The organism is Curtobacterium sp. BNK-1, assembly GCF_048685235.1.
Lineage (GTDB): Bacteria > Pseudomonadota > Gammaproteobacteria > Enterobacterales > Enterobacteriaceae > Pantoea > Pantoea agglomerans.
In genome coordinates this window covers 1750241-1774599 of record NZ_JBLQTJ010000001.1, presented here as the reverse complement: position 1 = coordinate 1774599, position 24359 = coordinate 1750241, and the positions used below count along the sequence as shown (strand labels likewise).

20 protein-coding genes are annotated in these 24359 nt (G+C 53.7%); 9 read left to right on the top strand and 11 right to left on the bottom strand.

Features of this window, described 5'->3' with window-relative positions; translation table 11 throughout:
* Positions 1-20 precede the first annotated feature (20 nt).
* The gene (locus ACMGGP_RS08445) at positions 21-914 is read right to left on the bottom strand and encodes an SDR family oxidoreductase (RefSeq protein ID WP_498798353.1); all 894 of its coding nucleotides are present in this window, start codon (positions 912-914) and stop codon (positions 21-23) included.
* A 264-nt stretch (positions 915-1178) separates the two neighbouring features.
* Positions 1179-2213: a substrate-binding domain-containing protein gene (locus ACMGGP_RS08440; protein WP_495918449.1), complete on the bottom strand. Its 1035-nt coding sequence runs from the start codon at positions 2211-2213 to the stop codon at positions 1179-1181.
* Between the two features lie 221 nt (positions 2214-2434).
* Between ACMGGP_RS08440 and ACMGGP_RS08435 the strand changes: the two genes are divergently transcribed.
* The 4 genes from ACMGGP_RS08435 (at position 2435) to ACMGGP_RS08420 (ending at position 7649) form a co-directional block, all read left to right on the top strand.
* Positions 2435-3460 carry an ABC transporter substrate-binding protein gene (locus ACMGGP_RS08435; protein WP_022625639.1) on the top strand — a complete coding sequence of 342 codons (1026 nt, stop codon included), beginning with the start codon at positions 2435-2437 and terminating at the stop codon, positions 3458-3460.
* An 87-nt stretch (positions 3461-3547) separates the two neighbouring features.
* Entirely contained in the window at positions 3548-5773 is a 2226-nt protein-coding gene (locus ACMGGP_RS08430) for an ABC transporter permease (protein WP_498798352.1), read from the top strand.
* Positions 5770-6831, top strand: a complete 1062-nt coding sequence (locus tag ACMGGP_RS08425) for an ABC transporter ATP-binding protein (RefSeq protein WP_192033671.1) — start codon at positions 5770-5772, stop codon at positions 6829-6831. The genes ACMGGP_RS08430 and ACMGGP_RS08425 overlap by 4 nt, the downstream gene beginning before the upstream one ends.
* Before the next feature lie 23 nt (positions 6832-6854).
* The gene (locus ACMGGP_RS08420; RefSeq protein ID WP_498798351.1) at positions 6855-7649 is read left to right on the top strand and encodes an inositol monophosphatase family protein; all 795 of its coding nucleotides are present in this window, start codon (positions 6855-6857) and stop codon (positions 7647-7649) included.
* Between the two features lie 33 nt (positions 7650-7682).
* Here ACMGGP_RS08420 and ACMGGP_RS08415 read toward each other — a convergent pair whose 3' ends face one another.
* Positions 7683-8120, bottom strand: a complete 438-nt coding sequence (locus ACMGGP_RS08415; RefSeq protein ID WP_498798350.1) for a GNAT family N-acetyltransferase — start codon at positions 8118-8120, stop codon at positions 7683-7685.
* A gap of 180 nt (positions 8121-8300) precedes the next feature.
* Between ACMGGP_RS08415 and hipB the strand changes: the two genes are divergently transcribed.
* The 5 genes from hipB to ACMGGP_RS08390 all read left to right on the top strand — a co-directional run bounded on the left by hipB (position 8301) and on the right by ACMGGP_RS08390 (position 13887).
* A complete protein-coding gene (gene hipB, locus ACMGGP_RS08410; protein WP_010244879.1) occupies positions 8301-8549 on the top strand; it encodes a type II toxin-antitoxin system antitoxin HipB in 249 nt (82 codons plus the stop codon).
* Positions 8549-9862, top strand: coding sequence for a type II toxin-antitoxin system HipA family toxin (locus ACMGGP_RS08405; protein WP_498798349.1), 1314 nt, complete (start codon positions 8549-8551; stop codon positions 9860-9862). Before hipB ends, ACMGGP_RS08405 begins: the two co-directional genes overlap by 1 nt.
* Before the next feature lie 104 nt (positions 9863-9966).
* Positions 9967-10173 carry a type II toxin-antitoxin system MqsA family antitoxin gene (locus tag ACMGGP_RS08400; protein ID WP_010244885.1) on the top strand — a complete coding sequence of 69 codons (207 nt, stop codon included), beginning with the start codon at positions 9967-9969 and terminating at the stop codon, positions 10171-10173.
* A 171-nt stretch (positions 10174-10344) separates the two neighbouring features.
* Positions 10345-11727 (top strand): M24 family metallopeptidase, encoded by a 1383-nt coding sequence (locus ACMGGP_RS08395; RefSeq protein ID WP_498798348.1) that lies wholly within the window; start codon positions 10345-10347, stop codon positions 11725-11727.
* A gap of 114 nt (positions 11728-11841) precedes the next feature.
* Positions 11842-13887, top strand: a complete 2046-nt coding sequence (locus ACMGGP_RS08390) for an FUSC family protein (protein WP_033757657.1) — start codon at positions 11842-11844, stop codon at positions 13885-13887.
* A gap of 232 nt (positions 13888-14119) precedes the next feature.
* On the opposite strand, the gene ACMGGP_RS08385 is transcribed toward ACMGGP_RS08390, so the two are convergent.
* From ACMGGP_RS08385 to ACMGGP_RS08350, 8 genes are all read right to left on the bottom strand, one after another.
* Positions 14120-14455, bottom strand: coding sequence for a gamma-glutamylcyclotransferase family protein (locus ACMGGP_RS08385; protein ID WP_022625647.1), 336 nt, complete (start codon positions 14453-14455; stop codon positions 14120-14122).
* A 224-nt stretch (positions 14456-14679) separates the two neighbouring features.
* On the bottom strand, positions 14680-15396 hold the full coding sequence (locus tag ACMGGP_RS08380; RefSeq protein ID WP_010244896.1) for a fimbrial assembly chaperone: 717 nt from the start codon (positions 15394-15396) through the stop codon (positions 14680-14682).
* Positions 15362-16726 (bottom strand): fimbrial usher protein StbD, encoded by a 1365-nt coding sequence (gene stbD / locus ACMGGP_RS08375; RefSeq protein ID WP_498798347.1) that lies wholly within the window; start codon positions 16724-16726, stop codon positions 15362-15364. Before stbD ends, ACMGGP_RS08380 begins: the two co-directional genes overlap by 35 nt.
* Complete coding sequence (locus ACMGGP_RS08370) at positions 16692-19253, bottom strand: fimbrial outer membrane usher protein (protein ID WP_264366825.1); 2562 nt, start codon at positions 19251-19253, stop codon at positions 16692-16694. The genes stbD and ACMGGP_RS08370 overlap by 35 nt, the downstream gene beginning before the upstream one ends.
* Positions 19225-19971: a fimbria/pilus periplasmic chaperone gene (locus ACMGGP_RS08365; RefSeq protein WP_010670151.1), complete on the bottom strand. Its 747-nt coding sequence runs from the start codon at positions 19969-19971 to the stop codon at positions 19225-19227. Before ACMGGP_RS08365 ends, ACMGGP_RS08370 begins: the two co-directional genes overlap by 29 nt.
* Before the next feature lie 57 nt (positions 19972-20028).
* Positions 20029-20574 (bottom strand): fimbrial protein, encoded by a 546-nt coding sequence (locus ACMGGP_RS08360; protein WP_033767254.1) that lies wholly within the window; start codon positions 20572-20574, stop codon positions 20029-20031.
* A gap of 20 nt (positions 20575-20594) precedes the next feature.
* A complete protein-coding gene (locus ACMGGP_RS08355; protein ID WP_487345336.1) occupies positions 20595-21209 on the bottom strand; it encodes a LuxR family transcriptional regulator in 615 nt (204 codons plus the stop codon).
* A 1656-nt stretch (positions 21210-22865) separates the two neighbouring features.
* Positions 22866-23885 carry an alpha/beta hydrolase gene (locus ACMGGP_RS08350; protein WP_010244912.1) on the bottom strand — a complete coding sequence of 340 codons (1020 nt, stop codon included), beginning with the start codon at positions 23883-23885 and terminating at the stop codon, positions 22866-22868.
* Positions 23886-24359: the final 474 nt, after the last annotated feature.

Genomic DNA, 24359 nt, shown 5'->3' with positions numbered 1-24359 from the left:
ATGCGGCCACCTGAGTGAGATTACAGCGTACCGGTGCCGCCATCAGAACACCAGACCTGCCCGGAGGAGTAACTGCTCTCGGTTGAGGCCAGGGTAACGTAGAGTGGGGCGATCTCAACCGGCTGGCCCGGACGGCCCATCGGTGTATCGGCACCAAACTGCTTCACTTTCTCCATCGGCTGTCCGCCGCTGGATTGCAGCACGGTCCAGTACGGCCCTGGTGCAACGGCATTTACCCGGATACCGTCGCCACCCAGCTGCTTCGCCAGGGATTTGGTAAAGGCGACGATGGCCGCTTTGGTCTGCGCATAGTCGAGCAGAATATCGCTGGGTTTAAACGCCTGTACGGACGAGGTATTAATAATGGACGCACCGCGTGGCAGATATTCCAGCGCCGCTTTGGTGATCCAGAACATCGCATAAACGTTGGTTTTAAACGTCGCGTCAAAATCTTCCGTACTCAGGGTTCGGATGGACTCATTAAATTGCTGACGCCCGGCGTTATTAACCAGAATATCCAGGCCACCTAATTTATCGGCTGCCTCTTTGACCAGCTGCTGACAGAATTCTTCAGAACGAATGTCGCCCGGAATAGCAAAAACTTTACGGCCTTCCGCTTCGATTAATTTAATCACTTCATCGGCGTCGGGCTGTTCTTCCGGCAGGTAGTTAATCACCACATCTGCGCCTTCACGGGCATAAGCGATAGCCACCGCGCGGCCAATACCGGAGTCACCGCCGGTGATCAGCGCCTTGCGGCCGGTCAGTCGGCCCGTGCCGCGATAGCTGGTTTCACCGTGGTCGGGAACCGGGATCATTTTACTGGCCAGGCCTGGCGCCTGTTGTGGCTGGTCCTCAAAAGGAGGTTTAGGAAATTGATCCAGATCGAGCGTCTTGTTAGTTGGTTTAGCCATTGTATGCTCCTTGAACAGAGTTATCTGAGACATTAAGCCTGGCACAAATGTGATATTTGTCACATCTGACTGCTGATTCATTGAGCAGTTAAAACCAGAAGAACTTAATAATGCAGATAAAGCGTAGACAGAAAATCGGAACACTGTGCAGTAGCGTCCGATTATTTTTCAGTGCAGGGGCGGGATATTTAAAGCGAAGCGTAAGATCGGTTGTGGATTATTTCAGGGCGTAATTACATAGCGGAAGAAAATAAAAAAGGGCGGTTAACCGCCGCGTACCGAACCGCGCCAGACCACATCTGCCGGATATATTCTCCGCTCCTGCTGCTGTTCATTTTTTGGCATCAGTGTCTCCGGTTGCGCTTCCGTCTCTATCAGCCAGGCAATGGCGTCGCGGGCGAACTGTTCCACCGGCTGTGCAAAAGTCGTGAGGTTGTAAGAGGCCCAGCCCGACTGCGCGATATTATCGTGTCCGATGATGCAGAGATCGTCCGGAATACGCAGCGCAAAGCGGTGACGCGCCTCATCCATAAAGCCGCAGGCGAGCAGGTCGGTGGCACAGTACACCGCATCAGGGCGAACTTTACGCGTCAGCAGACGCTGGGCCAGAATCTGGCCGCTTTCGTAAGAGGTGGTGCCGAACCGCTCCACCTGGACCGTGACGCCCACTTTCTGCGCGGCGGCCAGAAAATCCGCTTCGCGCTTCAGCAGACTCGGCGTTCCCGCCAGTGAATTGACAAAGGCGATGCGGCTGCATCCCGCCCGCACAAACGCGTTAACCGCCATTTCTGCGGCGGGGCGGGAGTCGAGGTTGATACTGAGCGTGCCGGGCAGGGACTCGTCGCGGTTAATCAGCACCAGATGCTGACCATGTTTGTAGCAGAGCCGGGTGATACCGCTGTCCGGCATGCCGGAGAGAATAATCGATGCGTCGGCGCGAAAATTAATCGCCTGCTGCAGCGCGGCGGAAACGCGCGCATCAGATCGGTCAGTGTTAATCAGCATCGCCACTTTTCCCGCTTCCTGCAGATACTGGGTCATCCAGCGCACCAGGCTGGCACGGTAGGGCGTGTCAACCTCGGAGGCAATTAAGCAGACGATGCCGCTGCGGTTGCGCACCAGGCCGCGCGCCAGATGATTGACGTGATAGCCCAGTTCCTCCGCCGCTTTCATCACCCGCTGACGGGTAGCATCTGACACGCTGGCTCCCGGTGTAAAGGTGCGGGAGACCGCTGAGCGGGAGACGCCCGCCCGGTCAGCCACATCCTGTGCACTCACCACCGCCTTAAGCTGCTGCATGTTCTCTCCTCGCCTGACATTGTCTGCACTGAGTTTGCCTGAAGTTGCAAGCCTGTGCAAAAAATACAGATGGGCGAAAGGTTTCAAATTTGTGACAGCGACTGACAATTGCTTAACAACTAAATTGACACTGCAGCAGGGCCGCCGTACTAATCTGCACATATGTTTGCACACATGTGCAAAAGCTGGCGCGCCTGCGCCATCCAGCCCAGGAGAACACCATGCGTTATTCCTCTCTGCTCGCTGCTGTAATCGTCTGCCCTATAGTGCCGTTTGCTGCCTCGGCGGCGGGCAATCTTAATATGATCTGCTCAGCCGACGTGGTGGTGTGCGAACAGATGACCACGCTGTTCAGCCACTCCCATCCCGATATCAAACTCAGCATGGTGCGGCTCTCTGCCGGTGAAGCCTATGCCCGTATCCGCAGCGAGGCACGCAATCCCCGTACCGATATCTGGTGGGCCGGTACCGGCGATCCGCACATGCAGGCCGCCGAAGAGGGGCTGACCCAGGCCTATAAATCGCCACTGCTCGATCAGCAGCAGCCCTGGTCACAAAAAGTGGCGGAGATCTCCGGTTATCGCACCGTGGGCGTTTATGCCGGTGCGCTGGGCTGGGGCTATAACACCAGACTGCTGGCGGAGAAAAAGCAGAAAGTGCCTGCCTGCTGGGCGGATTTACTCGACCCTGGCTTTAAAGGCGAGATTCAGATCGCCAATCCCAACTCTTCCGGCACGGCCTATAACACCCTGGCGACGCTGGTGCAGATCATGGGCGAAGACAAAGCCTTTGACTACCTGAAGAAGCTCAACGCCAACATCTCGCAATATACCAAGTCCGGCTCTGCTCCGGTCAAAGCCGCCGCGCGCGGTGAAACCACCATCGGCATTGTCTTTATGCATGATGCCGTCGCGATGGAAGTGGATGGCTTCCCGATTAAGCCCGTCGCGCCCTGTGAAGGCACTGGCTATGAAATTGGTTCGATGTCGATCATCAAAGGGGCACGAAACCTGGCCAATGCCAAAGCCTGGTATGACTGGGCGCTTAGCGCTGAAGCACAGTCGCATATGAAAGAGGCGAAATCGTTCCAGCTGCCCTCTAACCGCAAGGCGGAGATCTCTGAATATGCACCGCGCTTCGAGAACATCAGGCTGATCGATTATGACTTTAAAACCTATGGTGACTCAGCAAAACGCAAAGCGCTGCTGGGCCGCTGGGATAAAGAGATTGGTGCCAGCGCACAATAACGGTGGTGCGCCCCGGCCACCTGAGCCGGGTCTGTGCCAGACCGCGGTGGCGTAAGCCTGATGTCCGCTTCCTGATCGAGGTGATTTATGAATGCGCACAATCGTCGCTTAACCGGCGCGCTGCTGGCGGGCGCCATCGCGCTGACGCTGCTGCCCTGGTATAGCCTGGAGCAGGGCTTCTTCTCGGGTGACTGGCTGTTCAGCTTATGGGGTGATGAGAACAATGCGCCTGCGCTGGGGCAGCTCGCGTTACACAGCTGGCTGGGCATCGCCGTGGCGCTGTGGCTGCTCTGTGCTGGCAGCGCCTTTCTGCCCCCGGGCCGCACCCGCAGCACGCTGCTGTTGCTGTTCAGCACCTGCGGCATTCTGTTTCTGGTGCTGGAAGGGCATGCTATCGGTTTCAGTGGCTGGAACTGGTTATGGCTGGAGAACCTCGCCGGCCCGCTGGCGCAGGGACAACCCGCGATGGGTGCGGGTGCGCTGCTGCTGCTGACCATATTTTTGCTGATTTTCGCCTTTGCCCTGGCGGAGCGCGGCGTGCTGAGAGGCGATGCCTTTGTGGTGGCGTCGATTGTGCTGCTGGTGGCGCTGGTCACGACCTTTGTGCTCTATCCGGTGCTGAGCCTGTTTGTCGCCTCGGTGCAGGATATTGATGGCAGTTTTAAACCTGACGGACTGATTGCCAATATGCAGGATCCCGCCATCTGGAGCCTCGGCTGTTTTACCGGTGGCACCTGTGGCACCGCCTGGCGCACGCTGGGACTGGCGCTGATGACGGCCAGTGGCGCTACGCTGCTGGGACTGGCGTTTGCACTGGCGACGACGCGCACCTCGCTGCCGTTTAAAAAAGCGCTGCGGATGCTGACCATTCTGCCGATTATCACGCCGCCGTTTGTCATCGGTCTGGCGCTGATCCTGCTGTTTGGCCGCTCCGGCGTGGTCACCGAATCGCTGGCGACGCTGTTCGGCATCGAGCCGGGCCGCTGGCTCTATGGCATGACCGGCATCTGGATTGCCCAGGTACTCTCCTTTACCCCCATCGCCTTTCTGGTGCTGATTGGCGTGGTCGAGGGCGTTAGTCCGTCACTGGAGGAGGCGTCACAGACCCTGCGCGCCAGCCGCTGGCGCACCTTCTCCCGCATCTCGCTGCCGCTGATGGCGCCGGGGCTGGCCAACGCCTTCTTAATCAGCTTTATCGAAAGCATGGCCGATTTCGGTAACCCGATGGTGCTGGGCGGGAGTCACGGCGTGCTGTCGACGGAGATCTTCTTCTCCGTGGTCGGCGCACAGAACGACCCGAGTCGCGCGGCGGTGCTGGCGATGATCCTGCTGGGCTTCACCCTGGCCGCTTTTCTGGTGCAGCGCGTCTGGCTCTCCGGCAAAAGCTTCGCCACTGTCACCGGCAAAGGCGATGGCGGCCGTCATGTGATGCTGCCGCGTCCGGTGCGCTACAGCGTCTATGGCATGGTAATACCCTGGGGTCTGTTCACCCTGGTGATCTACGGCATGATCATGATTGGCGGCTTTGTGCAGTCCTGGGGGCTGAATAACAACCTGACGCTGGATCACTATATCCGCGCCTTTAACGTCAGCGTTAATCAGGGGCAACTGGTCTGGAGCGGCGTTGCCTGGAGTTCTTTCTGGACCACGCTGGAGATCGCCCTGATCGCCGCGCCGCTCACGGCCATTGTCGGACTGCTGACCGCCTGGCTGATTGTGCGACAGAAGTTTGCCGGTCGTCAGACCTTTGAATTCATGCTGATGCTGAGCTTTGCCATTCCCGGCACGGTGATTGGTGTGAGCTATGTCATGGCGTATAACCTGCCGCCGCTGGAGATCACCGGTACCGCGATGATCCTGATCGCCTGCTTTGTCTTCCGTAATATGCCGGTCGGCGTGCGTGGTGGTATTGCGGCGATGAGCCAGCTGGATAAAAGCCTGGATGAAGCCTCACTGACGCTGGGCGCAAACAGTTTCCGTACCCTGCGTAAAGTGGTGCTGCCGCTGCTGAAACCGGCCATCAGCGCCGCGCTGGTTTACGCCTTTGTGCGGGCCATTACCTCTATCAGTGCGGTGATTTTCCTGGTCAGCGCCCAGTACAACATGGCGACCTCGTACATTGTCGGGCTGGTGGAGAACGGTGAGTATGGCGTGGCGATTGCCTACTCCTCGGTATTGATAGTGGTGATGCTGCTGATCATTGGCCTTTTCCAGCTGCTGGTGGGCGAACGTCGCCTGCGTCGTGCAATCCAACCGGCGGTGATTATTGCCGCACCCTCTGCATCCACTCTGACTCAGGAGAGAGCCGTATGACGACCATTAACGCCGGATCGGTGGTGTTTGAACATGTCGCAAAGCGTTTTGCCGGTTTTACTGCCGTGCCGGATCTGTCGCTCACCGTAGAGCCGGGTACGCTGGTGACGCTGCTCGGGCCGTCCGGCTGCGGCAAGACCACTACGCTGCGACTGCTGGCCGGGTTGGAGCATCCCACCGCAGGGCGGATTCTGATTGGCGGCAAAGATGTCACCCATCTGCCCGCCAACGAGCGCGACGTGGCGATGGTGTTTCAGTCCTACGCGCTGTTTCCCCATATGAACGCCATCGACAATATTCTCTACGGGCTGCTCTCCTCGGGCATGAACAAACGCGAGGCGCAGGACAGGGCGCGCGAGGGGCTGAAGCTGGTGGGTCTGGAGAGTCAGGGGCAGCGGCTGCCGTCGGAGCTCTCTGGTGGACAGCAGCAGCGTATTGCAGTCGCCCGCGCGCTGGTGCTGGAACCGCAGGTGCTGCTGCTTGATGAGCCGCTGTCGAACCTTGATGAGCGTCTGCGCCGTCGGGTGCGCACCGACATCCGCGATCTGCAGCAGCGGCTTGGGTTTACGGCGGTTTATGTGACCCATGATCAGGAGGAGGCGCTGGCGGTCTCCGATAAGATTATTGTCATGAAAGAGGGGGATATTGCCCAGCAGGGTGCGCCGGAGACGCTTTACCATTCGCCCAATTCGGTCTTTATCGCGGACTTTATGGGGGAGGCGAATATTCTGCCCTGTGAAGTAGAAGAGGCGGATGCGGATGACGCGCTGGTCCGCCTGGGTAATCAGCGCTTCCGGGTACGAGGTGCCGGTGCAAAAACCGGCAGTGCTCAGCTGGCGGTGCGACCGCAGTTTATTACGTTGTCCGGCGACGGCCAGGGTGCGCTGCAGGGGGAGATCATTCACAGCACCTGGCTGGGCGACCATATTGAATATGAAGTTGCCACCGAACTGGGCGCGCTGTTCATTATCGATCCGCAGATGGAGCAGCGTCTGCCGCTCGCCACTACAGTTGGCGTCAACTTCAAGCCGCAGGGCCTTGCCCTGATTGCCCGTTAATCTGACTAACTCAAGGAGTTCGCATGGAATCGCATGATGAAATAATGGCGCGTCTGGCTTTAGCGGAAGCCGTTGCCCGTGAAGGTGGTGCGACGGCGTTATCTTACTTCAACCGTCGCGAGACGCTGGTGGTGGAGACCAAGTACGATTTGCAGGATGTGGTGTCGATTGCCGACCGTGAAGTGGAGCAGCTGATCGCCAGCCGTATACGGGATGCGTTTCCCGCTGATGGCTTTCTGGGTGAGGAGTCGGGACTGCAGGCGGGAGAGTCTGACTACACCTGGGTGGTTGATCCGATCGATGGCACCAGCCCGTTTCTCAATGGGATGCCGAGCTGGTGTGTTTCCGTCGCGGTACTGCGCGGCGATGTGCCGGTCATCGGGGTGATTTTCGCGCCGACCTATCAGGAGTGCTACGTGGCGGCACTGGGGCAGGGTGCCACGCTCAACGGTCATCGTCTGCATGTCGATCCCACACGCACGCTGCAAAACCACGTTACCGGTTTTGGTGCCAACAGCTATGTCAGCCCGCAGCAGGTAGGTGAGATTGTGGCAGCGCTGCTGTCGGCAGGCGGTAACTTTATCCGCATTGGTTCCGGCGCACTAATGCTGGCGTGGGTCGCCGCCGGTCGGGTCGTGGGTTACTACGAACCCTATATGCACGCCTGGGATTGCCTGGCGGGTTACTGCCTGGTGAAAGAGGCGGGCGGCTGGTACCACCCGTTTAACACCGAAGGCGATCGCATTACTAAAGGCGCGCAGGTCCTGGCCGTGGCTCCGGGTGCCGAAGCAGATCTGCGGCGCATTGCCGGTTTATAATTATGTGACCCTGTCACGCTGATTGCGCTGCGGTCAGCGTGATGCCTCAGGCCGTAGCATTTTGGTCAGATAGTGACGCTGCATACCGGTTTGCGGAAAATCGGGCAGGGACATCTGCGGCTGATAACCCTGTTTCTGATAAAACGGCAGGGCCTGAAAACTAAAGGTATCCACCAGCGCATAGAGACATCCCATCTTTCCCGCCTCCTGCTCTGCGGCTTCCAGCAGTGCGCTGCCCAGACCACTGCCACGGAGCGTTTCGTCCACCCAGAGATAATCGATACAGAGCCAGTTTCCTTTGCGTGCGGCGATCACTCCCCCGCGCAACATTCCCTGTTCGTCCCTGTGAGAAACCGACAGCGGTCCCCAGTTATCGCGGCTGATAAATTGCCGGTTGTAAGCCCCCAGTCCTGCCAGCAACTCTTCCCGATCGTCGTCGTTGACCTGATGGGTAAGGGTAAATGTGCTCATCCTCGTCCTCTTTTATTCGTGGTTCCGGCTTATCCCCTGCAAAGGATAATTGTGCGATTATCCGCTATAGGGTATAAAGTAATTGTTATCCCCTTCAGGGGGTAAAAGCTGTTTTATACCCTGTCGGGGATAATGCCCCTGCGCTATGCTTACAGCCTGTGATCCAGAAGGAGCCACCCCATGATATACAGCCCGCTACAGCTGGCAAACCGGCTAAAGCTCATTCGTCAGCGTAATGGCTGGACCCAAAGTGAGCTGGCGAAAAAGGTCGGCCTGAAACAGGCCACCATCTCTCACTTTGAAAATGCCCCTGACAGTACCTCGCTGGCAACGCTGTTTAAGCTGTTACAGTCGCTGGAGCTGAGTCTGGAAGTTCAGGAGAAAGAGGAGGCCGGTGCGCCTCAGCTGCATGATGAGGATGAGTGGTAATGCAAAGGCTGATTGCGTGGATGAACGGCGAGCGGGTAGGCGTACTCACCCGGCAGCGAAACGGCGCTCATGAGTTTCAGTATGATACCGGCTGGCTGAGTAATCCGCTCTCCAGGCCGCTGTCACTTTCGATGCCGTTGCAGGTAAAGGCTCTCACCTCACACGCCGTGATTAACTTCTTCGATAACCTGCTGCCGGATAGCCCATTGATTCGCGACAGAATCGTGGCGCGTTACCAGATTAAATCCCGTCAGCCCTTTGATCTGTTGCAGGAAGTGGGACGTGACAGCGTCGGGGCGACTATGCTGCTGCCGCCCGATATGCCACTGCCCGCACTGCAGGCCCGCTATGAAGTGCTGGATGAAACCCGGCTCGAAAGCGTGCTGTCGGCCTATCAGTCAGATATCCCGCTGGGGATGCTGCGTGAAGAGACCGATTTCCGTATCTCGGTCGCGGGGGCGCAGGAGAAAACCGCACTGCTGCTGACCGATGAAGGCTGCAGCATTCCTGCCGGTGCCACGCCCACCTCGCACATCATTAAGCTGCCGATCGGAGAGATTAAACAGCCGGCCGCGACGCTGGATATGCGTGAAAGTGTGGAGAATGAGTATCTCTGTCTGGCGCTGGCCCGTGCACTCGGTATCGACGTGCCGCAGGCAACGATTATTCGTGCCGGACAGATGCGCGCCCTGGCGGTAGAACGTTTCGACCGCCGCTGGTCACGCGATAAAACCCGGTTGATTCGCCTGCCGCAGGAGGATTTCTGTCAGGCGCTGGGACTGCCATCTTCAACCAAATATGAGTCGGATGGCGGGCCAGGCATTGCGGAGATCATGCAGATACTGATGGGATCGAGCAACGCCATCGAAGATCGCTATCGCTTTATGATGTTCCAGGTGTTTCAGTGGCTGATTGGCGCAACCGACGGTCACGCCAAGAACTTCTCACTGTTTATTGAGCGCGGCGGCAGTTATCGACTGACTCCCTTTTATGATGTGATCTCCGCTTATCCGGTACTGGGCGGCACCGGTCTGAACAAGCGAGCGCTGAAACTGGCGATGGGTCTGCGTGCCACTAAGGGGAAGAAGACAGAGATCGACAAAATCTTCCCGCGCCATTTTATCGCCACGGCAAAAAGCGTCAGTTTTGATCGTGACAGTTTGCAGCAGATCTTCGACTTCTTTATTAAGGCCTTTCCCCAGGCAGTGGTCTCGGTGCGCGATGCCTTGCCGCCCGATTTCCCGCAGCACATCGCCGACGCCATTTTTAGTCATTCACTGATTATGCTGGAGCGGCTGCGGCACAAAGAGTGATGGCGCTTATGAGCTGGCAATATCCTGAAAAACCTCTCCTCATGTGTATGGCTAAAAGCCTGTCGGCTATGCTTATCTGACAGGCTTAACAGGAGAGTCATGGTATGAAGTGTCCGGGATGTGAAGGAGAGGCGTTTGTGTACGCCACGCGCGATGTCAGTCTTAATACGGGTAATCCGGAGGACGTTGTGCCAGATGTAAAGGGCGATCACTGCATCCGCTGTGGAGCGGTGATTATGAATGCCGGAACGTCGGAGTTATATCCCGAAAAGGCTGAAGCGCTGGAGAATGCAGGCGTGCCCATCAAATAACACAGAGAGCCCGTTTAGCGCGGGCTTCTTTGTCTCTGTTACAGGTGAATGTCCCTCTTTTGATAACACGCAACGAGTAAGTTGTGTGATTGTGGCACCCTACAGGCTAAAGCTCAGGTTTACCCTGGGAATGGAAATCAAACCCCGTCAATCTGGCCACTGGAGTGCGTTATGGATGCCAATCGCTATGCCCTGGAAACAATCCCGTCACCGCCGGCATTTCCCGGTGCTGCCAGCCCTGTAATATCTGATGAAACACTGCATCGCCGTCTGGCCGCCATTATTGAGCGGATGCAGCAGCAGCAGATTGCGCAACTGATTATCTATGCCGACAAAGAGCACGGCAGCAATTTTGAATATCTGGCGGGATTCATTCCGCGCTTCGAGGAGGCGCTGCTGGTGGTGACTCAGCAGGGCGAGCTCACCTATATCATGGGTAATGAGAACCTCAAGCTGGTGCCGTTTGCCCGCAATCCGGGACGCTGTCTGCATGCGGCGGTCTTTTCTCTGCCCAACCAGCCTATGCGCGGGGAGCAGCCCCTGGATCAGCTGTTAACAGAGGCAGGGATAGTGGCGGGAGAACGCACCGGGCTGGTGGGCTGGAAGTTATTTACCGGCAGGCAGCAAGGGATGTTTGATCTGCCGCAGTTCATCTATGCCGCGGCGGCGCAGGCAGCGGGCGGCGATGCGCAACTGGTAAACGCCACCGGATTGTTTATCTCGCCTGACAACGGTGCACGCTGCGTTAACGGCGCCGATGAAGTGGCGTTTTATGAGGCCGGGGCCAATCTTGCTTCAACCGCGATGCTGGCTGCGCTGGATAGCGTAGCGCCGGGCGTCACAGAGAAGGCGTTAGGCGCACGTCTGAACGCAGAAGGGCAGCCAAACACGGTGGTGACGATTGCCGCGACCGGCGATCGTTTCGCCCAGGCCCGGCTCTATCCGTCTGATAAACGGATTGCGACAGGCGACAAGCTTTCTCTTACCACCGGCTACAAAGGCGGGCTGACCAGCCGCTCGGCTTACGTGGTCAGTGAAGCCTCTGAGTTACAGTGTAACGTCTCCGACTGGCTGACCCGGCTGGCGATCCCCTATTATCATGCGGTGGTAAGCTGGCTGGAGCAGCTGCGTATCGGGATCACCGGCGGCGAACTCTATTCGCTTATCGAAACGGTGCTGCCGAAAGCGCAGTATGGCTGGCATCTTAATCCGGGGCATCTGGTGGCTGACGAAGAGTGGCTAAGCTCGCCCATCTATCCCGATTCAGCCGTGACACTGAAAAGCGGTATGCTGCTGCAGATTGATATTATCCCGTCGGTGCCGGGTTATGGCGGCTGCAGTATAGAGGATACGGTTGGACTGGCGGACGCGGCATTGCGTGATGAGCTGGCGCGTCGTTTTCCCGATCTCTGGCAACGAATGACTCAGCGCAAAGCGTATCTCACAGACGTGCTGAAGATTGAGCTTGCCGAAGAGGTGATTTTGCTCTCGAACACGGTAGGCTATCTGCGCCCTTTTTTACTGGATAAGCGCCGTGCACTGGTGCGCCAGTAGGGGCTTAACCGGCCTGATGCGGCCGGTAATAATTTGTAAAATTTAACTGAGAGTAAAACGCAGGCGCATCTGTCAGGATACGCGCCTCAGAAAGTTCCTGGTTGCTCTCATTCGATGAAATGGTTTACCAAAAACGCCGTTTTGTTTGCCTGCAAAACCTCCTTTGCCGCGTTTATCGCACTCTCTGTGGCGCTCGTTCTTAACTTCGAAAAACCCGCCTGGGCGCTGACCACGGTGTTTGTCACCTCGCAACTCTATGCAGCATCGACCGTCTCGAAATCGCTGTTTCGCCTGCTGGGCACGCTGCTGGGCGGCATCTTTATTCTGCTGATCTACCCCGAAACGGTGCAGTCGCCAGTGTTGTTCAGCCTGTGCGTATCGCTGTGGGTAACGGTTTGCCTCTGGCTCTCTCTGCATGACCGCACGCCGAAGAGCTATATCTTTATGCTGGCTGGCTACAGCGCAGCGATTATGGGATTTCCAGACGTTGAGTCACCGTTGGCAATCATCAACACCGTAGTTTCACGTATTGAGGAGATTACGCTGGGCATCCTTTGCAGCACGCTGGTTCACCGGCTGATGTTTCCGGTTTCGATGCATCATCTGCTGGGGCAGAGCGTTAATCTCTGGTTTCAGAACGCGCGCAAACTCTGTGATGAACTGATCAGCGGAATGGCAAAGAACAAATCGCTGGAGCGCGAAGATATCCTGATTCAGATGGCGGGTTATCCGTTGAATGTTGAAACGCTGCTGACCCACTGCGTCTATGAGGGCGAAGCGGCGCGTAATGTCATCCGTCTGGTCAGCGTACAGTATCAGCATCTGACTTATCTGCTGCCGACACTGACGGCGATTGAATCACGGCTGGGTGTGCTGGCCGAACTGAATATTCGTTTTCCGCCGTGCGTCACCGACGTGTTTCAGCAGTTCCTGTTGTGGCTGCATCACGATCGGATTAACGATATTGCCGGACTGCGTGAAGCGATTGCTGCCAGTCAGGCAACCCTGGAGCACGAATGGCGGGCCGGGCTGCTGGCAACCGAAGAGAGCCTGCTGCTGATTGGTCTGCTTGAGCGGCTGGCTAACTTTGTGCGCATTGCCGATGCTTATGAGAATGTCAGTGCGCGCGCAGGGGATCTCTACAGCCACGGGGATGGGGCGGCGATCCGCAATATCCGGGAACACCGGCATATCGATAAGGGACTGTTACGGCTGTCCGCGCTGACGGCATTTCTGGCGACCTTCCTCTCCAGCCTGTTCTGGATCGGCAGCGGCTGGGCCGATGGGGCGAATGCACCTCTAATGGCGGCGATTATCAGTTCATTTTTTGCTGGTGTCGATTCCCCGGTAACGCCGATGAAGCTGTTCGTGAAAGGGGTGATGATTGCGCTGGTGGTCAGCCTGTTCTACATCGCTTTTCTGATCCCGCAGGCCAATACCTTACAGGCGCTGATGATCATACTGCTGCCCGGTCTGATGCTGCTGAGCCTGGTGATTGCCAATCCGGCGACCAATCTGGTAGGGCTGAGTGTCGCCATCCAGATCCCCGGTTTTATCGGCTTAAGCCATCACTATGTCCCGAATCTGATCGTCACGCTGAATGCGGCCATCTCCTCGATGGTGGGGATTATGTTTGCGGTAGTGCTGACGGCGTTGATCCGCAACAAACGGCCGTCATGGATAGCCAGAAGAGCGGTGCAACGAGGGCTGCGCGATCTGTTAGGGTTTATTAAAATGGTGGAGCGCAATTCCGCCACGCTACTGTCACGGCAGCAATTTATTGCGCGGATGCTCGACCGGGTGAATATCATTCTGCCGCGTAAAAGGCTCGATCCGGTGCCGGATATCGTGGTGGGGGGCTATCTGATTACTGAAACCTGGCTGGGCGCCAACTGTTATGACTTCTACGCACGTTATCGTGAGGTGCTGGAGAGTCATCAGATTGATAGTGGTCAGATGTTTCACGAGCTGGCGCTATACCTGAAGCGCAAGATGAAGTCGCTGCAGTTAGCGCCACATCAGGATCTGCTGGAAGAGCTGGATCTGTTGCTGCTAAGACTGGAGCCGATCGCCCGAGAGGAGAGTGTGGCAGTTGCGCCCTTAATCCATCTGTTTAATATTCGGGTATCACTGTTTCCACATCAGCGCTGGCCAGATTAACCCGGTATAACAGGGCTGGCTGGTGGGGCTAAGAGAGCGCTTGCCGGGACCAGAGCGGATAATCTTATTTTAGTTACATCATACATTGATTCTTAATTAAATTGAGAATCAGGCAACGTGCCCGTATATATTGTCTGACAGGAAAGTAGGGTCAGCAGACAATAAGAGCAGGGCGCGCGCATCCCAATGCAGGAAAGCAGGGTTGATGCAGGAAAAGTTCAGCGGTAATAGCTCAGCGGCTTTCCTGCGGCTGAAGCTGATAAATCCACGCACTGTATTGCCGATTATCCTCGGCAGAAACGCGAACCTCGACGCGATCGTAGCCATCTTCAAACGCATCCAGCATCGGCCAGTGGGCGTCCAGCTGGTCGGAGAGAAACAGATAACCCGGCACGTCGGGCCCATGCTCATCCAGAACGATGCCCGGAAAATCAGCCGCTGCGCCCCAGCCGCGCTGATAGAAGGTACCGTTCACCGAACCGGCCAGCCATTCTCCGCCAATATTTTCCAGGATATGGGCATTCTCGCGGCCCGGACAGAGCGTGCCATAGACAAATAAGCGCTTCATTTTTTCTCGTCGTTGAAACAGTGGAAGCCAGCAACTCTAGCGCGGCTAAAATGGATTGTCTTGCGGAACTGCCTCTTCAGCCTCTCAAAACGCCATGCGTAGGTAAATTCTGCGTACTGCCAGCCCCATCAGATGCGCAGAATTCATGTAGCGACGCCCTGGACTGCCGCAAAAGGTCGGTTTTATGTGCACTCTGCCTGTCGGCAGATGGCATTCCCGTCCGGTTACTTCAAGGTTGTCGTGTAGTTAACCGGAATCCCCTGGTCATTGATCACCGCATAACTCACTGACTCACCGGGTTTAGGCGGAGTGTGACTGTCAATGTAAGCATCAGATTGTGGGGCAAGAGTGAGATTTTTTATTGATGGCTGACCTTCAGAATAGACATTCATGCTCATGAACCAGGGAGTAGGGTTGGTTATGGCGATTTTATTTCCCTTTACCGCGAAACGGAGCTTTTCCGGATCGGTGGTCAGCGGGGCGTTTAGTCCCTCAGGCCGTATAAAGATTTTTAGCCGGATTCGCAGCGGTAACACCACTTTACGTTCAGCCGCGTTAAGCTCTTTTTTCAGCGCAGGGATCTGATAAATATTTAACCAGTAGAGGCTCTCTTTGTCCGCGGGCAGCGCCTGACGTGAAGTGAGTACCAGACGCAACGATCGCATTTCTCCCGGATACATTTTTACCACCGGCGGTATGACTATGACGGGCGTGATGCTGGCGTCGGGTGAGAGAGTCAGGTCACCGTCATCTGTCCAGATTTGCAAATACGTTTCGTTTCCGCCGCTGTTGACGACGTTAACAGACTGGCTCAGATCCGATTGATTGAAAACGATCCGGGTTTTATCCACATTGACCACCGCCCAGACGCTGAATGAGAGCAGGACGCCAGATAACACAACGACGTTACTGAAAACTGACCACAACCTGTAACTGCGCATTGACTGTTCCTGCTGTAATAGTTTGCCCGCTGAGCGCTTCAAGAGAGGCGGTGAAATCACCACTGTAAATATCAGCGCCTCCTGAGGAGATTTGCGACGTTAAATCTTTATAGGCATACCAGCCACGGCTGTTGCCCGTGCCCGTCACTGTTCTGTCAGGCAGTAAATTGAGCGCCATATTATGACTGTCATAAATTTTTATACCGACGCCGGAGGCGGCAGCGCTGCTACCATAGTGGGTATCCAGCAGCCAGGTTAACCCGCCGCCAGCTGTAGTCAGCCCCAGATTTCTTGCCTGCGTTACCGCATTTGACTGGTTAACGAGAAAGCCCATAGCGACATTTGCTGACGTGATCGTCGATGTACTGGTGCCGGAGATGGCACCGGACTCGCACTGGATAGTGATAGTAAAAGGAGCCTGACTTTTCCCGCCCGCGGCAAGGGTATTCACGCTTACGGTAGGCAGCAGCACCACCGAAGGATAATCCTGGACTTCGCATAGCGCGCCACGCACATAGGTGACATTTGAGAAGGTGCTCCATGCAGCGGGCCAGTTACGGTAAAAACCATACCAGTAAGAGAGACTATCCTGGCCCACTTTCAGATTATTGGTATCCAGCCCGGGTCCTTTAAAAGCAATATATCCGCGAGGTTGTGTCCAGTTGTCCACATAGCGATTGCTGTTGCTGGCGTAATAGCGCGTAGAGTCTATTTTAAACATTTCATACAGCACATTGCTGAAAGCACTGGCCGGAATATAAATATAGGTGCCATCAGAATACCAGTCACTGGCTGTCAGCTGTCGGGCTTTCCAGTAGCGACTGTAATATTCGCCGGTTGTCAGGTTAGTTAGCCTGACGGCAACATTTGCAGCGACATCATAATAGGCGCCGTCCACTTCAGAGGTAATATATTGACCGGCATAGGGGCTGTCACCATTGGTGGCATACATCTCATACAAACTGTCTGCATCTGCCACGGCGCAGCGGTAAAGAATCTGGTTAGCTGAGTAGGAAACATTGCTGGCCGATGACAGAAAGCTGCCTACCGAGCTGGCCAGCAGTGTGCCAGAGGGCTGGAAGGTCTTTCCGCTATTGATGCTGATCACAGATGGCAGGCCCACATTCCCTGAGCAGGTGTCGCAAGCGCCGGTCCAGTAGGCGGCGGTATAACCAGCTGCAATCGCGCTTTGAGACAACGAGGATGTGGCGGTAACAACGCTGCAATTAGCCCAGGTGGGCACATTGAACAGCAATAATAAGATATACAGGAAATATTTTTCGATTCTCACACGATTAACCCTTATGGCAGACAGCATCCAGGCGAACAATATTCTCATTCACGCGACCGGTTATTTGATAATTAACAAAACATGTTTTATTGCCCTTATATTCCCAGTTTACCTTTAAGGTTCCAGAGTCATGCGGTACACGTGCATATAATTGCCCACCCTGGCCCACAATACCTATCACGGTATTATCAGCATCACGGACCTCGGTGCCCATTGGCGGGATTTCATGATCTTCATTTTTGAGCGCGATTAAGACGGCCTTACCCTGCAGCGTGGCAAAATTAATTCGGGTAACGGAACCGGCATAGGGCACAACGCGCTGGCTTCCGCCGCTTAATTCGGCATCAGCATTCATATAGCGTGTATCAAGGCTGACGGTGTTGGCCTGATATGGCGTCAGCGACGGCAGGATAGCGTAACCAAAATGATCAATGACGGCACCCTGACCATTGCGTACGCTGGCGCCCTGGGCACCATCCGCATGGATAAGCGCAAAAGTGTCGCTGGTATAAGGTCCGGCGGTGACGCCGCCGCGATGAATCAGCAACGTACCAGAAAGCCCTAATCCAGCCTGGCGATAATTATCCCCCTGACCATAATTCGCTCTGACCGCGCCTGCGCGCGTATTCTGCTGAATATTTCCGCCGAACGAGACACTGTGGCCGCTGTTACTTTGCGTATTTTCGGTTCCGCCATACAGGGACCAGGATCGCTGATTGTTCTCGCCAGATGAACCGGTCAGTGAGAGCGTCGAATTGCGCGTTTCTTTAGACTGGTTGTAGTTATAGGCCACAGAGGTAGTGTGATTGCCCCAGTTCAGCGGAACCGAGACATTCAGTGAAACGGTATTTTCGGTATATTTCTCGCGGTATGCGTTATCACCATCGTCCAGGTTCAGCCCGAAACGATCATAATTCCAGGTAGTACGCTGACGGGCAACGTTGAGACTGTAACTGATGTTATTCCAGCTGTTGCTGTAACCTAACTGAAGCTGAGTAATACGTGACCGGTTATTATAGTAATCCGCCGTGCTGCCGCTCAGGCTGATTAAGCCATAATCGGCCATTGACTGACTCAGGGTCACAGAAAAATTATTACGCTGATGCAGCGTATCTGAATAGTAACTGATGCCATTGTCCTGCTGGCGCCGAACGCCCAGCACATCCTGCAGGTCGCGATAACCGCTGGTTGAGTAACGATAGGCGGCCAGGACCAGGTTGGTGCCGGTAGCAAAGGTTTTGCTGTAGCTTAGCTCGGCGCGCCATCCCGAAGCATTTCTGTTCTGTGCGACCTTTGCATCAGAAAAGGTGGTGTTTAATCCCACTGCGCCCGCTGCCGAAGTCCAGACACCGCCAAGCAGCCAGGCCTGATAGTCCTGAGCCAGCCGCGATCCTGCCGTAGCGGTCAGTCGGTTACTGATACCGCGCTGCAACAGCCCTTCGAAGAAGGTGTTATTAACTGAGTAGAATTGCCGTACCCGACCCAGTGCAACCGAGTAATGCCAGTTTCCCGGCCTGACCGAATCAGGCACAGAGGCATAAGGAACGGTAAACGAGGACGTTTTGCCATTGGCTTCAATAATCTCAACATCGAGATCGCCCTGGCTACGGGTATTGTACAAATCGTTGATCACGAAGGGACCAGGCGCCACGCTGGTCTCATAAATAACGCGATTCAGTTGCCTGACGATAACCCGGGCACTGGAGGAGGCCACACCGCGAATTTCGGGCGCATAACCACGCCGGCTTTGCGGACGCATCCTTTCATCGGTAGTGAGCTTAATGCCATTATAAGAAAGGCTGCCAAACTGCGAACTTTCTGTATAGCTGTCGCCCAGTGTCAGCAGACTGTTCAGCGGTTCAATGGGGCGCTGAAGCCAGGTTCTGACCGTTGTGTAGCGAACGTCGCTGCCGGTAACGTTATTGTCGATAAACCGCAGATTGCCCTGATGGCGCAGCTGCCAGTTATCAATATTAGTGCCCGCCGTGATGCCACTCCAGAGATACTGGTATCTGTAACCGGAAGCGCTATTTTCCGTCCAGCTATAATTGGTGTTATGCCGGATGAAAAGGGCGGAGATCCCTTTATCCCATTCGGCGACGGGAATATTTCCCCTGGGAAGATGAATTAACTCCGCATCCGGAATGGTGAACTGCAGCCGCAGTGAAGCCTGATCAAATTGCCAGCGGGCCGCTGATGACCAGTGACGCAAGGGCTGACAGCCCTCGCTGGCTGAGGATTTATTCAGTGACTTAAGGCTTAATGATTCAGCCACCGTCAGCGGGAGACAAGGTTCTATCGGCTGACCTTTCTCAGCTGACAGAAAGTTCAGGGTGACGCCGCTTTTAACCAGCTTATTGTTAACATAGATATCGACATAATAGTTGCCGGGGGCGATAGTCTGATGGTTAAACTGATCAATATTCTGGCCAAAGGCGGAACCTTTAAACAGCGAAGGATCGAAGTAGTATTCATCAGCGTGTCCATACGGTGAAAAAGTAAATGATGCACAGAGAGGCAAAAAAAAGATGCGGATATTACCTGCCTGCAATCGGATAGTCTTCACTGACTTTAGCTCCCTGGTCATTCATTGCTGAAAGAGAAATCACGCTATTAGCTGATAAAGAGTGCGTTGCCGGTTTACACCTGACTATTTTTTTGGCAAAGGGTGCAATCATTTCGGCTTCGCAGGCTGTTTTTTTGCCTGCTGTTTTTATTGCAACCTCTGTAAGTGAGAGATACCAGGGTTGAGTGTTGTTGATTTCAACCCCCTCTTTTTGCATCGTTACTTTTACACCGTCGAAAACATTAACCGGCTGACCAATCGCTTTAGGACGATAAAAGAGTTTCATGCGGTTACGTAACATTAAAACAATACTGTTACGGCCTGATTCCGCCTGAATATTACCGGGGGGGATCTGCAGGGAGTTGAACCAGTAAATCGTCTCGCGATCCTGTGGTAATGAGACATTAGGTATGAATCGGATTCTTAAAACCTGGCCGGTCAGAGGCTGGATCCGAAACAGCGGTGGCGTGATAATAAAAGGCACGTCACTCTTATCGCCAGGTTGCGAATCCATATTGCCATTATCAAGCCAGGCCTGAATGACATAAGGAATATTATCGTTGTTCTTTAACTGAACATCGACGGAGAGAGCATTACCCGGATAAATAATTCGGCTGCCAAGAATAGTGACGCTTGCCTGGACGTTATCCGAAATAAACGTCATCAAAAAAATCAGTATTACCATTTTTAATGGGAACAGCATAATGCGCGAATACATGTCGGATATCTCAAGCGTGGCGTGCGTATCTGGCTATCCAGATACGCACGAAAAATATTACTGGTAAGTCACGGCATATTGCAGTGATGCGGTAACGGTACCCGCCGTTGGCGTGCCTGATGCGTAATAACGGGCAGAGTAGGTGGCAGAGCCAGAAGTTTCACCGGTCTGCAGTGTCAGATCACCGCTGCCGGTATAACCACTGGTCAGATTAACCACCGCATCTTTCGGATCGAGGATTTGTACCTCAACATTTTTTGCGGTTCCGGTGTTAGATAAATTACCGGCAGCGCTAACGTTATTCCCCACAAACACCGTCGAGATTTTGGTGGCCGAGGTACTGTCCCCGGCGCAGCCGCTAACGCCCACGGTGAAGGTGGTATCACCCGCAGTTGCACCAGAGGCAGCAAGGTCCGTAGTACTGACCGTTGGCAGCAGCACGACAGGGGACGCATTGTTGCCATTTACGGAAACAGAACAGGTTTCAGTGGTCACTTCTCCCTGAAAGTTGATGGTGTTATCTGAAGCTGCAAACACGCTGGCTGACACCAGCCCGGCACTGATTAACACAGCAAGATTAAGCGTTCTGAATTTGGTGTTCATTTAATACTCCTTTATCATAATTATGCGGAAAATAACTGATTGAGGCTGATGCCCATTTTCCGGCGAATGGCATCTTTGATGTTATAAACACGCTTGACTTCAACTCCCATTTCTCTGGCAATAATCGGCAGTGACAGTCCGTTCATCGCCAGATCAAGGAACCGAACTTCATCCTGTTTAAGTGCATTCACTTTTTTCCTGACCTCGCCTTTTAAACCGAAATAACAGCCCTGGATTTGTCTGTTTATCTCATCCAGGGACAAATCGGCATAAATCACAGTTTGTATACGCAGGTCCTCTTTTTGCCAGTACGCCGCAAGCGGCTCCATATGGCGATCACTGACGATAATCAGCATTAATCCCGTATGTTTCAAATACTCAATCCAGTTGCTATTGGTAAAATACCTGACATTTTCCCTGGAGAAGTCAACGAATACACATCCTCTGCAAAAGAGGCTCTCATATTTTCCAGCGACCATGCTGAGTATGGATGAAGAGAAAAAATGATTCCCTCCAGGCCAGGTGGTAATTTTTTGCAACGGACATCTGTTATAAATGTCTGATGCGCGATGGGTGAGATCACAGCCATATTTACAACTGGCGCAGCGAATTTCCTCTCTGGTTATCTTTATCATAATATTTTGGCGTTGTTGCGAGAGTTGTGATTATTTTATCGATAAAAATCTCCGCGTTTCAAGGCGATGAAAATTATCCGCTATTTTCTTCATTCGGATTTTTCTTAAGGGGTCACCTCCACGGGCGGGAGTAATATTTGTTGAAAATTCGGGACAAAAAGGGCGACGACGCCCTCAGCAGTGCTGAGAGACCAGGATTTTTTTACGTCCGTTAGGAATATTTCGCAAATAACGCCACTTTGATCAATAAAAATTCCGCACTCAATGCTAAATATGAGCGAATTTTGTTCAGTGATCAATTTTGTATATAGCGGCCACTATGATGGCATTGATAAATGATTTTTTACTGACTCTATTATTGCTTTCTCCCTTACTTCATTGAAACGATCTGCATTTTAAATGGCTTTTATAAAAAAATTAGCGACGATATTTATAGTTCACATCCCATTTTATTAAGAATACTCCTGGTAACAAAGATGTTAATTGACGCACTTACTATAAATATTGATCTAAATCAGTTATTTAGTGCATGGAAACATCACTATTTTGGTCAGTGTCATTAAAAGAAAAGAGATCTATATTTATTTCTTTCCCGGGCGTTATCATTCAGATTTTGTATACGAAGAATCATTCTTGCTGTGCGAAATTTACGTTCTGCTTTTTTGTCAGATTATACGAGATAGTTATTGGATGACAGGACAGAGCAGGGACGTTACACCTCATTTTGCGTGTCGCTGATAGTGCTGAAAACGACCGGATGTCACTGACTCTTATTTTCAATGCTCAGGGCAAAAGCATCACTGCGCTGCGGTGACTGCCTTGCAATCGCAATGCGAATAGCCGGTATGAGTCCGGCTGACCAGACAGCCAGCAGAAAGCTGACTCAGGCTTTCTTGATCATTACAGGATTAACCTGGCAAGGAACGGAGTGAAGAAAGCGTAGTTACACGTGGACGCGTGTACGACAATTTAGTGGTACGCACGGCAGACAACGAGGATCAACGAGGATGAACATAAAGCGGTGATGCACATAGACGCCTCTACAGCATTTTTGTGGCCGACAGCCCTGATGAATGCGCTAATTTTCACGTAGCGACGTCACTGCTTAAGTTGTGCAAAGCACCTGAGCAGAGAAACGGTCAGAATGCGCAGCAGTGCATCCAGCCAGCCGCAAAGGGCGAAGTCGTCATTGCATCGTCCGGCTGCAAATCTCCGATATCAGGTTTGTTGATGAGAGGATAGCGTGTAGAGTCGCTGAAGAAGATGTCCCGCAGGGAAAGCCATGCTGAATAACGTAGCATCACATTATTTCAGTTTCGGAACAGAGTAAGCGACAGTAACAAGGTCAGGCAGACGTTGTGATCGTTTCTGACAGATTTTGCTGTACAGAGGAAAACAGTCAGGATCAGCCCAAAATGGTGAGCAGACCATACAATAGAGCATCACGCTCCCGATCATAATCAATATGCGCATAATGTATATTATGTTAAATAAGATATTAACAGCGCACTTATCGCTTCGATACTGCTCCGTTCTTTCCTGGTGTTCCGGCAATCGCACTGCCCTGCGTCTTCGAACTGATTCCTTCAAACTTACTGTATGGTAAGAACCCCGGACGAAGATTCAGTCCGGGGTTGGTTTCATGTGACCGGTCAGTTATTTGAGATGCGAACGCAACTCTTCACCCGCCTGATTAATAGCTGTTCTGACCGTGGGTTCCTGACTTAACGCGTTCAGCAAACCGTAATCATGAATCATGCCATTGTAGCGCGTTACGGTAACCGGCACGCCTGCTGCATCCAGCTTACGACCGAACGCTTCACCTTCATCACGTAACACATCCAGCTCTGCAGTCTGAATCAATGTTGGCGGCAGCCCCTTCAGCTGTTCAGTGGTGGCACGCAACGGTGATGCCAGGATGTTATTACGATCTTTTTCCGAAACGGTATAGTTATCCCAGAACCACTTCATCATGTTCTTCGTCAGGAAATGTCCGTCAGCAAATTGATCATACGACGCGGTGTCGAAACGCGCATCGGTAACCGGCCACAGCATCACATCATAACGGATGGCCGGCGTTTTAAACTGCTTCGCCTGCAAGGCAACCGCCGCCACCATGTTACCGCCAACGCTATTACCAACCAGCGCCAGACGTTTTCCGTCAACGCCAATTTCAGCGCCATGTTCGGCGACCCATTTAGTGGCTTCATAAGCCTGAGTAATTGCCACCGGGAAATGGGCTTCTGGCGATGGTTGATAATTGACAAATACCGCAGCAGCGCCGGATGCATTCACCATGTCACGTACCAGTCGCTCATGGGTCGGAAAATCACCCAGCACCCAGCCACCGCCGTGGAAGAACATAAACACCGGCAAGGTGCTGCTGGCGTGCTCGGGCTTAACGATGGTCAGCGTCAGAGGCTTGCCCTGTACGGTGATGATCTTCTGTGAAATCTGTGCCGGCGGCAGTTCTGCGCCCTTCTGCGCCCCCGTCAACACCGCTCGGGCATCTTTGACGGAGAGTTGCTCAATCGGTTTACCACTCCCGCTGTTGAGCGCCTTCAGGAAAGCGGCCACGCCTGCGGTCGGTTGCGGACTGTTTTCAGTGGGTGCAGCAAACGCGGTACTCATCTGGCTGGCTAACAATAATGCACTGGCGATCAGTTTCATTTTCATCACAGGGTTCCAATTAACTTGCTATTAAGTAGTGTGCTATCTGGTTGGCAGGACAATGACACGTCGAACCTGGATTGTAAACTACTAAATAGCACGCTATTTATCTCAAGCTTTTACCCTCTCTGACTATTATCGTCATTAACAGACTACTTTGCTGCTATCTGTATCGATTTTCAGCAATTAAGCACTGCGCCTGAGCACCTGAAAAAAGTTAAAAGCATAGAGTTTTTTTCTGGTTAAGTTCAGCATGGACGCCAACGGTGCTCGCTACCCTAGCCCGCTGCCGCTGCCGCTGCTGAGTCCGTTCGGTTATACACCCTGTCTCGGTCAGACCTTTGTACGTATCCGGCTCGCTGACCAGACGTGCCGGATTCACATTCTCACGTCATTCGCGACGGAAAGCAGCCCGCCCACGAGTCGATACATGTCCGGTAGTTGATAACTGACGAGACGATTCTGTGGATAGATCAGAGG

Excerpts from the sequence above, each read along its gene's own strand:
- ACMGGP_RS08360 (WP_033767254.1), bottom strand. The coding sequence starts at position 20,574 with ATGAACACCAAATTCAGAACGCTTAATCTTGCTGTGTTAATCAGTGCC.
- ACMGGP_RS08380 (WP_010244896.1), bottom strand. The coding sequence starts at position 15,396 with ATGCGCAGTTACAGGTTGTGGTCAGTTTTCAGTAACGTCGTTGTGTTA.
- ACMGGP_RS08420 (WP_498798351.1), top strand. The coding sequence starts at position 6,855 with ATGGAATCGCATGATGAAATAATGGCGCGTCTGGCTTTAGCGGAAGCC.
- ACMGGP_RS08395 (WP_498798348.1), top strand. The coding sequence starts at position 10,345 with ATGGATGCCAATCGCTATGCCCTGGAAACAATCCCGTCACCGCCGGCA.
- ACMGGP_RS08355 (WP_487345336.1), bottom strand. The coding sequence starts at position 21,209 with ATGATAAAGATAACCAGAGAGGAAATTCGCTGCGCCAGTTGTAAATAT.
- ACMGGP_RS08415 (WP_498798350.1), bottom strand. The coding sequence starts at position 8,120 with ATGAGCACATTTACCCTTACCCATCAGGTCAACGACGACGATCGGGAA.
- ACMGGP_RS08390 (WP_033757657.1), top strand. The coding sequence starts at position 11,842 with ATGAAATGGTTTACCAAAAACGCCGTTTTGTTTGCCTGCAAAACCTCC.
- ACMGGP_RS08365 (WP_010670151.1), bottom strand. The coding sequence starts at position 19,971 with ATGTATTCGCGCATTATGCTGTTCCCATTAAAAATGGTAATACTGATT.
- ACMGGP_RS08385 (WP_022625647.1), bottom strand. The coding sequence starts at position 14,455 with ATGAAGCGCTTATTTGTCTATGGCACGCTCTGTCCGGGCCGCGAGAAT.
- ACMGGP_RS08440 (WP_495918449.1), bottom strand. The coding sequence starts at position 2,213 with ATGCAGCAGCTTAAGGCGGTGGTGAGTGCACAGGATGTGGCTGACCGG.
- ACMGGP_RS08445 (WP_498798353.1), bottom strand. The coding sequence starts at position 914 with ATGGCTAAACCAACTAACAAGACGCTCGATCTGGATCAATTTCCTAAA.
- ACMGGP_RS08400 (WP_010244885.1), top strand. The coding sequence starts at position 9,967 with ATGAAGTGTCCGGGATGTGAAGGAGAGGCGTTTGTGTACGCCACGCGC.
- hipB (WP_010244879.1), top strand. The coding sequence starts at position 8,301 with ATGATATACAGCCCGCTACAGCTGGCAAACCGGCTAAAGCTCATTCGT.
- ACMGGP_RS08350 (WP_010244912.1), bottom strand. The coding sequence starts at position 23,885 with ATGAAAATGAAACTGATCGCCAGTGCATTATTGTTAGCCAGCCAGATG.
- ACMGGP_RS08430 (WP_498798352.1), top strand. The coding sequence starts at position 3,548 with ATGAATGCGCACAATCGTCGCTTAACCGGCGCGCTGCTGGCGGGCGCC.
- ACMGGP_RS08425 (WP_192033671.1), top strand. The coding sequence starts at position 5,770 with ATGACGACCATTAACGCCGGATCGGTGGTGTTTGAACATGTCGCAAAG.
- ACMGGP_RS08435 (WP_022625639.1), top strand. The coding sequence starts at position 2,435 with ATGCGTTATTCCTCTCTGCTCGCTGCTGTAATCGTCTGCCCTATAGTG.
- ACMGGP_RS08405 (WP_498798349.1), top strand. The coding sequence starts at position 8,549 with ATGCAAAGGCTGATTGCGTGGATGAACGGCGAGCGGGTAGGCGTACTC.